This is a genomic window from Bacillus sp. SIMBA_005 (assembly GCF_046535585.1).
Taxonomy (GTDB): Bacteria; Bacillota; Bacilli; order Bacillales; family Bacillaceae; genus Bacillus; species Bacillus pumilus.
The window spans coordinates 1-230 of sequence record NZ_JAWRWI010001299.1; the positions used below are offsets into that span (position 1 = coordinate 1).

1 protein-coding gene is annotated in these 230 nt (G+C 72.2%); it reads right to left on the reverse strand.

Going from position 1 to position 230, the window contains the following annotated elements; translation table 11 throughout:
- Positions 1–230, reverse strand: a 230-nt coding sequence (locus SB660_RS24270; protein ID WP_410585206.1) for a Mur ligase family protein, incomplete at both ends; no start/stop codon positions are given.

The window sequence follows — 230 nt, forward strand, 5'->3', positions numbered from 1 at the left end:
GCATGCGCCAGCGTTCGGCAAGCTCGATCGTCTCGAGGCGCTCGATCGCGGCGGCCGGATCGACGCCGAGCGCGGTCGCCGCGGTGAGCGCCGCCAGGGCGTTCTTCACGTGGTGGGCGCCGAGGACGCGCAGGTGCAACGGGAGCCGCGCGCCGTCGATCTCGATGACCGAGTCCGTTCCGTCGGACGAGACGACGACGTCGCTCGCGCGGACATCGGCGGTCTCGGAT